We start from the raw sequence: 10,831 nt of genomic DNA, 5'->3' as shown, positions 1-10,831 counted from the left end.
ACCCCGAACCCCGAACCCCGAACCCATGCCCCTAATCAAAACCCTCTTCGCCAACGACATCGACCGCCGCATCGAGGAGGTCATCAAGGTCGATCAGGCCGACGAGATGATCATCCGCGACGAGCTGGCTGAGTACGTCGTCACCAGCTCCATCCTGTCGCATCTTCTGAAGATCTTCGAGCATTACCTGTCCACTTGGCTGAAACCCAACGAAGGCATCGCGGTTTGGATTTCGGGATTCTTCGGGTCGGGCAAGTCCGGCTTCGCCAAGTACATCGGTCTCGCCCTCGCCAACCGGTACATCCTGGGGCAAGGCGCCGGGGAGCTGCTCGCGCAGCGCTGCAAGGACACCAAGGCCCGAGTCCTGCTGACCAACATCGCCGAGCAGATTCCCACCGAGGCGGTGATCTTCGATGTCTCCACCGACCGTGGCATCCGCACCGGCAACCAAAGCATCACCGAGATCATGTACCGGCTCTTCCTGCAGAGCCTGGGCTATGCGCGGGATCTCGATCTCTCCGAGCTGGAGATCACCTTGGAGGGACAAGACCGCCTCGACGCCTTCAAGGCAAAATACCGCGAGGTCTTCGATAAGGACTGGGACGTCGAGAAAGGCAAGATCGCCATTGCCGTCCAGCAGGCGAGCCGCGTGATGCATGCCATGGAGCCGGCCACCTATGCCACGGCCGATAGCTGGCGCGAATCGGCCATGAAACGCGCCGACATCACCCCGGGGGATCTGGCGACCCGGTGCATGGAGCTGATGTCGCGCCGGCGGCCCGGCAAGACCCTTCTGTTTGTGATCGATGAGGTCGGCCAGTTCGTCGCTCGCGACGTGCAGAAGATGCTTGATCTGCAGGCGGTCGTGCAGAGCTTCGGGCGGGTCGGACGCGGCAAGCTGTGGATCCTGGTCACCTCCCAGGAAAAGCTGACGGAGCTCGTCGGCGGCCTGGACGATCGTCGCGTCGAGCTCGCCCGCCTCATGGACCGCTTCCCGTCCGAGCTTCAGGTCCACCTGGAGCCCTCGGACATTTCGGAGGTCACCAGCAAGCGCGTGCTCGCGAAGAACGCCGAGGCCGAAAAGACACTGCGCGAGCGCTTCACCGAACACCGCGGCCGGTTGACCGACAATACCCGTCTCACCGCCGACATCAAGCTGCCGGAGCTCACGGCCGACGCCTTCATCGAGCTCTATCCGCTGCTCCCCTATCAGATCGATCTCATCATCCAGATCGTCTCCGGCCTGCGCACACAGGGCGGGGCGAGCAAGCACGTCGGCGGAGCCAACCGCACCATCATCAAGCTCGCCCAGCAATTGCTCATCCACCCGGACGTGGACCTGGCCAACCAACCGCCCGGCACCCTGGCGCGGGTGGACCAGATCTACGACCTCGTCTCCGGCAACATCGGCAGCGAGATCCGCGCGAAGATCGCGGACATCGGAACCAAGATCGCGCACCCGCTTGCCCAGCCGGTCGCCAAGGTGATCTGCCTGTTGCAATACGTGCGCAGCGTCCACCGGACGGCCGAAAACGTCGCCGCCGCGCTCCATCCGGCGGTTGATGCCGATTCACGCCTGGCAGAGGTCCGCCAGGCCCTTGTTGCCTTGGAAAAGGGCCTCATGGTCCGCCGCGGCGACGACGGCTACCGGATCCCCAGCCCGGCCGAGGATGACTGGGAACGCCAGCGCTCCGGTCTGGTCCCCAAACCCGGCGATACCGCCCGCCTGCATGCGGAGGCCGTCACCGCACTCTGGCAGCCGCAACCCTCTCACAATCTGCTCGACGTCAAGCCCTTCAAGGCCGGGTTGTACCTTGGCGAGCGGTTGGCGGTGGAGGGGGACATCCCGTTCCATCTCGCCTTGGCCGAGACCGGCACCGAATGCGATCGACAGGTGGAGGAGTTCCGTCGTCGCAGCCAGACCGAGACCAAGGCCGTGTTCTGGGTTGCCGCGATCAGTGACGCGATCGACCGCGAGACCGTCGAGCTCCACCGCTCCAAGGAGATCCTGTCGCGCAAGGAGCGTGGCGCCCAGACCAAGGACGAGTCCGCCCTGGTGGCGGAGGAGAAGATCCGCCAACGGCGTCATCAGGACGAGGTCCGGCGTCTCGTCAAACAGTCCCTGCTCACCGGCACCATCTTCTTTCGGGGCAATGACCGCAGCCCGGACGAGGGCGCCGGCGACGTGTCGCGGAGCGCTGCGAAGGTCCTGTCCCAAGCGCTTCCGGAGGTGTTCGACCGCTTCGAGGAGGCCGCCGCGCGGGTCGCCAAGGCCGATCTGGACGCCCTCTTGACCACCGAGAATCTGCGCGGACTGACGCCCGTCTACACGGACCTCGGTCTGGTTCGGGACCAGGGCGGCAAACCCACCTTCAATGTCGAGACCGGCGTCCTCGCCGAGGTCCTGGCCCGCATCGAGAACCGCACCAGCTACGGCGAGACCGCCAGCGGGCGTTGGCTGACCGACGAGTTTGCCAAGGAACCCTTCGGCTGGGAGTTCGATACCGTGCGGCTCCTCGTCATCGCGCTGCTGCGTGCCGGCAAGATCGAGGCAACCAGCAAGGGACAGGTGATCGACTCCGCCCTGTCGCTCGAGGCACGGACGAATTTCACCAACAACAACCTGTTCCGCCAGGCCTCCTTCCGCCCGCGGACCACCGACTGCGCGTTCACCGACTACATCGAGGCCGGCGAAGCCTACAAGACCTGCTTCGGCAAAGAGATTCAGGAGTACGACGAGGCTCTGATTGCTCAGGCCATTCGCGAGACCAGCGAGACTCATGAAGAGACCCTGCGGGAGGTCGTCGCCCAACTCGACAAGCACGGACTCCCAGGGGGCGAGGTGATTGCCGCGGCACTGAGCAATATCGTGGGCTTTCGCCGCCAGCGCGATTGTCAGGCACTCAAGGCATTCACCGCCGGCCACCAGGCGCTGAAAGATGCCGTCAAGCGGGGTGCCGAGCTTGCCAACGCATTGACGGAGCCCGCACTCCACGACCTGGGCCGGGCGCGAAGGGCGCTTGATAGCCTCTGGCCATTCCTGGAGCCCGAGCCAGATCTGAGCGACGCCGACCGGGACCATGCCGAGAAGCTCAAGGACATGCTGGCCCGGGAATCCTTCTTCCGCGAGCTGCCGGCCATCGATCAGCACACCAAGGCCATAGAGACCGCCCACCAAGCCCGCCTGCAACAGGCGCTCGATGCCCGAGCCCGGGCTTACGCGGACGCACTCCAACACCTGCGCGGCACGCCCGGCTGGGAGGATGTCGGCGAGGACCAGCGCGACCGCATCGCCGAGCCGTTGGCGGCTTACGCGCTCGCGAAGGCGCTTAACCCGTCGATACCCCAGCTCCGTGCGGACCTCGACGCCTGCCCCGTGCGTCGCGACAAGGCCATCGAGGAACTCATGCGCTTGATCGACGGCAACCGCGTGGTGAAGGTCTCGGCATCGAGCTACTTCGCCGGCGGTATCGAAAACGAGGAACAACTCGATCAGGCGCTCGACGGGCTCAAGGAGCAGTGCCTGGAGTTGATCGCGGCTGGCAAGAAGGTGTTGGTACAGTAGGGTTCGGGGTTCGGGGTTCGGGGTTCGGCCCTCGTCTTGATGGTGATCACCGGTCGGGGCACACTGGGTCGTTGGGGGCAGATCGGATCTTAGAGCGAGGTTTTCTGTCATGACACCGAGTGTTGAAGGCGTTTATGAAAACGGTCAGGTGCGTCTGTTGGAGCCGCTGCCGGGGGTGGCGTGGGCGCGGGTCGTGGTGACTGTCCTCCCGGATGCCTCGCCCCCAGGGTCACCGCGAGGGCTGTCGCCCACGGTGCCTTTGCCAGCCGCAACGGAGCCAGAGGCGACGGCGACGCCAGTCGCGCCATTGACCGGCGTTGACGCAGTCGACCATGGCCAGCCGCGCACCGAGCTTGGCCTTGAGCTCCTGGCCATTCGCCGGCGCGCCATCGCACGGGGCTTGCTGCTCCAATCCGCCGACTCCATCCTGGAGGAGGTGCGGCAGGGCCGTACGGAGGTCGGCGATGATCAAGACCTACGTTGACGCCAATGCGCTGATCGCCGCGTTTCGCGGTGATCATCCGGCGTCCGATCAAGCACTTAAGTTGCTTGGAGAGCCCGGCAGAGCCTTCGTCGCCAGTGCTTATCTGCGTCTTGAAACGTTGCGCAAGCCCCTGTTCTATAAACGCGAAGATGAGATTGCGTTTATGGACTGCTATTTTTCCGCGGTCAGTTTGTGGGTCCCAACCACGGACACCTTGGTCGAACATGCCCTCGTGTTGGCGGCTCAACGGGATCTCGGCGCCATGGATGCGCTGCACGCCGTCGCGGCATTGCAGGCCGGTGCAGAGGTCTTTGTGACCCTGGAGCGCCCGACTAAACCCTTATTCCACGTACCGGGACTGAACACGATTTCACTGCATCCCAAGCAAATTGATTCATGACCCTCTTCATTTGCCTGATTGAGGCCGCGGACGAGTCCACCGTCCCAGCTCCAGCCTCAATTGCTGGACACTGCCCGACGATAGGCTCCTGCGTGGAACGGGATAGACCGCCAGAAATATGAGCGCGCGCGGATCTTTTTCGCGCGCGCTTGTATTTCCGCGCGACAACCAATCGTAACAACGACTTAGATTTTGCATGCTGGCCGCGAGCAACTGAGCCCCGAACCCCGAACCAATGGACAAAGACACCCGAAACCGCATCCAGAAGGCCACCCAAGCCGCGCGCGGGCTGCTTGAGCAGGACTTCGAGAACCAGTTGGCGGGTGTCTTCGACATCCGGTTGGACGGGAGCATTTCGGCCGAGCCCGGTAGCCATCTGGATGCGGCGCAGCGGATTGTGCGGGCAAAGCTGGTGGCAGCGGTCGAGCACATTCGGGTTTCAGGGATCGGGGTTCAGGATTTAGCAGAACAGGGACGCTTTGCCGAGGCCGTTGCTGGTTTTCTGAGAGAGGCGTCGTTCACGACCTTGAACCGGTTCGTCGCGCTCAAGATGCTGGAGGCCCGAAGTCTGGTTCAGGAATGCATCTCACGGGGTGAGCAGTCGTCGGGGTTCAAGGAGTTCTGCGGCCTGGCGCCTGGGCTGGTGCAGCTTCCGGATCGTGGTTATCGGCTCTACATCGAGAGTCTGTTCGACGAGATTGGCCGCGAAGTGCGCGTTCTGTTCGACCGTCGCGATCCGGCGAGCCTGCTCTGGCCAAGAAGGCAAGCGTTGACGGACCTGCTGGAGATTTTGAACCATCCGGGGTTGGGAGGGTTCAGTGCGCAGGGTTCAGAAATCAGGGTTCAGGGTTCAGTAGCCACCTCCCCTGAACCCCGCACCCTGAACCCGGAACCCTCGACCGTCTGGGAGCAAGACGAAACCATCGGCTGGTTCTACCAGTATTACAACGACCCGTCCGAGCGGAAGCGGATGCGGGATGAATCCGCTGCGCCGCGCAACAGTCGTGAGTTGGCCGTTCGCAACCAGTTATTCACGCCTCGCTATGTGGTCGAGTTCCTGACCGACAACAGTCTGGGTCGAATCTGGTATGAGATGACCCGCGGCGAAACCCGTCTGAAGGAGCAGTGCCGCTACCTGGTGCGGCGTCCCAACGAGATCTTCCTTCAGTCCGACGACGCACTGTCGCCGCAGCCTGACGCAGCGATTGAGCTCAGCCAGGAAGAGCTGCTCCAGCGGCCTGTTGAGATTCCCTATCGTCCGCTGAAGGACCCCCGCTTGATCCGCATGCTCGACCCGGCTTGCGGCTCGATGCATTTTGGTCTCTATGCCTTCGACCTCTACCAGGTCATCTACGAGGAAGCTTGGGATCTCGACTTCCCCTTGCCCTCCAGAAGCGATGCCGGGGCTGAGGGCCTTGCGCCGCTGCACGCGCTTTACGCGACGAAGGAGGATTACCTGCGCGACATCCCGCGGCTGATCATCGAGCACAACATCCACGGCATCGACATCGACCCGCGGGCCGCGCAGATCGCCGGCCTGTCGCTCTGGCTGCGCGCTCAGCGGGCCTGGCAGGAGCAGGGATTGCGGCGGGAGGACCGCCCGCGCATCCGCCGCTCCAACATCGCGTGCGCCGAGCCCATGCCTGGCGAGGGCGCCTACCTGGATGAATTCATTGCGGCCCATCTGTCCACCACGCCCGAACAGCGGCTCCTCGGCCAACTGGTCCGCCGGGTGTTCGCGGCCATGCGCCTCGCCGGCGAGGCCGGGTCCTTGCTCAAGATCGAAGATGAGATCGCCGGCGCCGTGGCCGAGGCGCGGCAACAATGGCTCACCGGCGCGAAGAAGCCCGAACAATTGGGGCTGTTTGGCGATGACCGCCCCGCGCCTGAGCAACTGGCGATTGGTCTGGACGTCATCGGGATCACCGACGCGGCCTTTTGGGAGGATGCCGAGGGGCGCATCTACGCCGCACTCCGGGAGTACGCGGAACGCACCGCGTACAGCGGCGGTTACCAGCGCCGGCTGTTTGCCGATGATATGGCCCGCGGTTTTGCCTTCATCGATCTGTGCCGGCAGCGTTATGACGTGGCCCTCATGAATCCGCCCTTCGGCGACGCCAGCCTCCCCTCGAAGCCCTACATCGAGACCACCTACGGCGACACCAAGGGCGATGTCTACAAGGCCTTCGTCGAGTGCTTCCAGGCCCGGTTGGTCCCCGCCGGCTATCTGGGTATTCTCAGCTCACGGACCGGGTTCTTCCTCGGTCAGAGCGAGGACTGGCGCATCCGCGTCGTGCTGCGACTTTATCGGCCCATCTGCCTCGCCGATCTCGGCAGCGGCGTGCTCGATGCCATGGTCGAGGTCGCCGCCTATGTGCTGCGCAGCCTCTCCGTGACTGAAGCCCGCGACCTCACGCTCTCGCTGGTTCCCGTGCTCAACAGCGTGGTGCGCGACAAACAGGACCGGTTCAGTTTGCCGAAATGGCAAGCTGCTCGCGATGGGCTCAAGCGCCATCAAGCCGTCGCTGAGCTTGAGCACCTCGAAACCCACGGCTTCATTAAACGCAGCCCCGGCGATATTGTGCGCTATACGCCATTCTGGCAGGCCGGGAAGAACGTTGCTGCTCCGCCGCCAGCAGATTTCGCGCCGATGGTTTGTGTTCGAGCCTTGGCGGAACAGGATAAAGGGGAGGCGCTTCGTGAAGGTGTTCGAGGTGGCAACCGACGAGCTTTTGTTTATGATCCACGTAGTTTCAGTGAGATGCCGGGAAGTCCCTTTGCATATTGGGTTGGGATCACGTTCGCTCGGCTCTTCGCTAAATTGCCGCCGTTTGAATCTGGGGACCGGATCGCCCGCCAGGGCGGTGCAACGAGCGATGATTTTCGCTATCTTCGGACGTTTTGGGAATGTTCAGCGCGCCCCCTCGTCGGAACATGGCGAACTTATGTAAAGGGTGGCGCTTATTCTCCTTTTTATAACGAGTTACCTCTCGTCGCGCACTGGCACAACGAGCGAAAAACATTCGCTGGATTTCTCGGTCGGCCTGGTCGCAGCAGTGAGCTGCCTTCAAACTACGAATTGTATTTCCGGCCGGGTATCACTTGGCCGCTTCGGGCGAGAGCATTCTCACCGCAAGTGATGCCCGGTGACTCCATATTTACCGTCCGCGGATACGCAATTCTCGCGCCCGAGTCGCATCTGTTGCCCGTACTTGGTCTGACGTCATCCTCGGTCTTCGACTACTTGTTCAAAATCCTTCTCGGACGTTTCGGATTTCCCGAGTTCGTTGTCGGCGTTCTTCAAAAACTCCCGACGCCCGATCTTGCCAACCGAAATGGCGAAAAGCTTGGAGAACTTGCTCTTCACGCTTGGATGGAAAAGCGAGGCGTGCGGATCGCTGCAACCACATCTCATGCGTTTGTGATTCCAGCACTGCTCGCTGCGACCGAGAGCACGCTAGCTGAACGAGCCGCCGCATGGGCTGCCCGCCTTCGCACGAGCGAGGAAACCGTCTCGGCCATCCAGGCCGAAATCGACGACATCGCCTTCCGCCTCTATGGTCTCGATGCCGACGACCGGGCCGCGCTAACAACCACCCTCGCCGCCGAAGCCACCGGAGAGGCGGCTGAAGCTGCCGAAGAGAACGACGATGAAAACCCCGCAGCCGACTCACCCGCGCTGGCCGCCGACCTGCTGGCCTACGCCCTTGGCTGCGCCATCGGCCGCTGGGACATCCGTTACGCGACCGGCGAACGCCCCGCGCCTGAAGCGCCGGACCCCTTCGCCCCACTCCCCGTCTGCCCGCCCGGCCAATTGCAGAACGCCCAGGGCCTTCCGGCCGGCCCCGATGACCTGCCCGCCGCCTATCCCGTCGACATCCCTTGGGACGGCATCCTGGTGGATGATCCGGGGCATGAGCGCGATCTCACCGCGCGCAGCCGGCTGGTCTTCGATATCGTCTTCGCCGATGGCGCAGACGCCGCCTGGCGCGAGGCCACCGAGATCCTCGAAGGCCGGGGTAATGACCTTCGAGCCTGGTTCGCGCGGTCGTTCTTCCCGGACCATATCAAACGCTACTCGAAGAGCCGCCGTAAGGCGCCGATCTACTGGCAGCTTGCCACCCCCTCGGCGGGCTACTCGGTTTGGCTCTATTACCATCGGTTCACTCGCGACACCCTGTACAAGGTCCTCAATGACTCTGTGAGCCCAAAACTCCAACACGAGGAGCGCAAGCTGATGGGGCTGCTCCAGGGGGCTGGTGGAACCCCGACCGCCAACCAGCGCACAGAGATCGCAGAGCAGCAGGGCTTCGTCGAAGAGCTCCGTGCCTTCCGGGAAGAGGTCGCCTGTGTTGCCCCCCTCTGGAATCCCGATCTCAACGACGGCGTCATCATCAACTTCGCGCCCCTGTGGCGCCTGGTGCCCCAGCACCGGGCCTGGCAAAAGGAGTGCAAGGACTGCTGGGACAAACTGACGGCCGGCGACTACGACTGGGCACACCTGGCCATGCACCTCTGGCCCGAGCGGGTCGTCCCCAAGTGCGCCGCGGACCGCAGCCTTGCCATCGCCCACGGACTGGAAGAGGCATTCTGGGAGGAGGGCGACGACGGGAAATGGCGAGCCAGGGTTCAGGGTGCGGGGTTCAGGATTCAGGAGGTCATCGCGGATCTTGTGCGCGAGCGGACGTCTGCCGCGGTCAAGGATGCCCTGAACAGCCTGTTGGAGGCACCCGCACCTGTCGCCGTCCGTGCCGGCGGCCGAAAACCGTCGGGGCGCACCCGAGCCCCCAAGCGGGTACAGGCTGCGGGGTTCAGTGCGCAGGGTTCAGGGCTCAACCACCTGAACCCTGTACCCCGAACCCCGAACCCGCATCAACCCCGAACCCTGAACCCTCTCCCCGAAACCCTAGACGCCGTCAGGCAGGCCATCGCCTCCAGTCAGGGCGGCATCAGCAAGTCCGAGGTCCTCGCCGCGACCGGCCTGACCGACGCCCAGTGGAACCTCGCCATCAACGCCCTGCTGACCGAAGGCACGGTCACCAAGACCGGCGCCGACCGCAGTACGCGCTACCATTTAGCCAACGCCGGCAAGCACTAGACGAACAATTGACATGCTCCAATACTTGCAATTTCAGGACGTTGGTCCTGCTCCGCAGATGGAAATCGCGTTCCATGAGCGCATGAATTTCCTGGTTGGCGATAACGGCTTGGGAAAAACCTTTCTGCTGGACGCGGCCTGGTGGGCTTTGACCCGTACCTGGGCGCGACAAAAGCTCCTGCCGCATCGTCCCCCGACCACTCCGCAGATCACCTACCGATACACGAAGAAAAGGGGGGGGAGACACGAGTACACGAGCAAGTTCGATCGAGAATCCGAACACTGGCCTCTGGCCCAGGGACGCCCTCCAATCCCAGGATTGGTGCTCTATGCCCAAGTCGATGGAGGCTTTTCGGTGTGGGATCCGGCGCGTAATGACTGGAAGGGTGAGAACCCTGAGCGGCAGCCAGCGTATCTGTTTTCGCCACAATCGGTTTGGGATGGATTGCCGCTTAACGAGCCGGTCAAGTACTGCAATGGCCTGATCGCGGATTGGGCGAGCTGGCAGCTCGAAAACGGTCAGGCATTCGAGCAATTGGAGAGCGTTCTGCGCGCGCTCTCGCCTTCTGACGAGGAGCCGCTGGAGTCTGGCGCCCTGGTGAAGGTCTCTCTGAGCGATGCGCGCAAACACCCCACCATCAAGATGCCCTATGGCTTGCCGGTCCCACTGATCCACGCCTCCGCGGGAATACGCCGGATCGTCTCCCTCGGCTATCTGCTGGTGTGGGCCTGGCAGGAGCACCTCGCCTCGGCCGAGCTTCAGGGGGTTGCGCCGGCGCGGGAGATCGTCTTCTTGATCGACGAAGTGGAGGCCCACCTGCATCCACAGTGGCAGCGTCGCATCGTGCCTGCGCTTCTGGATGTGATGGAAGCCCTCACCGGAAAGCATACGATCCCCGTGCAGTTGATCACCGCAACGCATTCGCCGTTGGTACTCGCCTCGTCGGAGTCGCGCTTCGATGATCGCAAAGATGCCATCTGGGAGCTCGATCTGACCCATGGTGAGGTGGAGCTCCGAGCGTTCCCATGGAGCCGCCTGGGCGATGCCAATGCGTGGTTGACGTCGTCGGCCTTTGACTTGAAGGAGCCCCGATCTTTGGAGGCGGAGCTGGCAATGACCCAAGCGCTGGCGTTGTTGCGAAAGGAATCCCCGTCTCTCGCGGAAATCGATAAGGTCGATGCAGCATTGCGGGGCGTGTTGAGCGACATCGACCGATTTTGGGTCCGCTGGTCCCAGTATCGGGATTCGCGGAAGGGGCACGACAGTTGATCAGGGTTGCGCGG

General features: G+C 63.1%; 5 protein-coding genes. All 5 read left to right on the top strand.

Translation table 11 applies throughout. The annotated features are described in order from the left end of the window. Window positions 1-25: 25 nt before the first annotated feature. The 5 genes from brxC to AADX97_RS21410 all read left to right on the top strand — a co-directional run bounded on the left by brxC (window position 26) and on the right by AADX97_RS21410 (window position 10,817). A complete protein-coding gene (brxC, locus tag AADX97_RS21430; protein WP_374237064.1) occupies window positions 26-3,565 on the top strand; it encodes a BREX system P-loop protein BrxC in 3,540 nt (1,179 codons plus the stop codon). Window positions 3,566-3,674: 109 nt separating this feature from the next. After that, a complete protein-coding gene (locus tag AADX97_RS21425; RefSeq protein WP_374237063.1) occupies window positions 3,675-4,049 on the top strand; it encodes a hypothetical protein in 375 nt (124 codons plus the stop codon). Beyond that, window positions 4,030-4,449, top strand: a complete 420-nt coding sequence (locus AADX97_RS21420; protein ID WP_374237062.1) for a type II toxin-antitoxin system VapC family toxin — start codon at window positions 4,030-4,032, stop codon at window positions 4,447-4,449. Before AADX97_RS21425 ends, AADX97_RS21420 begins: the two co-directional genes overlap by 20 nt. A gap of 235 nt (window positions 4,450-4,684) precedes the next feature. Then, window positions 4,685-9,547: an Eco57I restriction-modification methylase domain-containing protein gene (locus tag AADX97_RS21415; RefSeq protein WP_374237061.1), complete on the top strand. Its 4,863-nt coding sequence runs from the start codon at window positions 4,685-4,687 to the stop codon at window positions 9,545-9,547. Between the two features lie 13 nt (window positions 9,548-9,560). Further along, window positions 9,561-10,817, top strand: coding sequence for an AAA family ATPase (locus AADX97_RS21410; protein ID WP_374237060.1), 1,257 nt, complete (start codon window positions 9,561-9,563; stop codon window positions 10,815-10,817). The last annotated feature ends 14 nt before the right edge of the window (window positions 10,818-10,831 follow it).

It is taken from the genome of Thiocapsa sp. C2-2m, from assembly GCF_041903745.1.
GTDB classification, from domain to species: domain Bacteria; phylum Pseudomonadota; class Gammaproteobacteria; order Chromatiales; family Chromatiaceae; genus Thiocapsa; species Thiocapsa roseilacustris.
The sequence above is the reverse complement of the archived record's forward strand: the minus strand, read 5'-3'. Positions and strand labels throughout refer to the sequence as shown.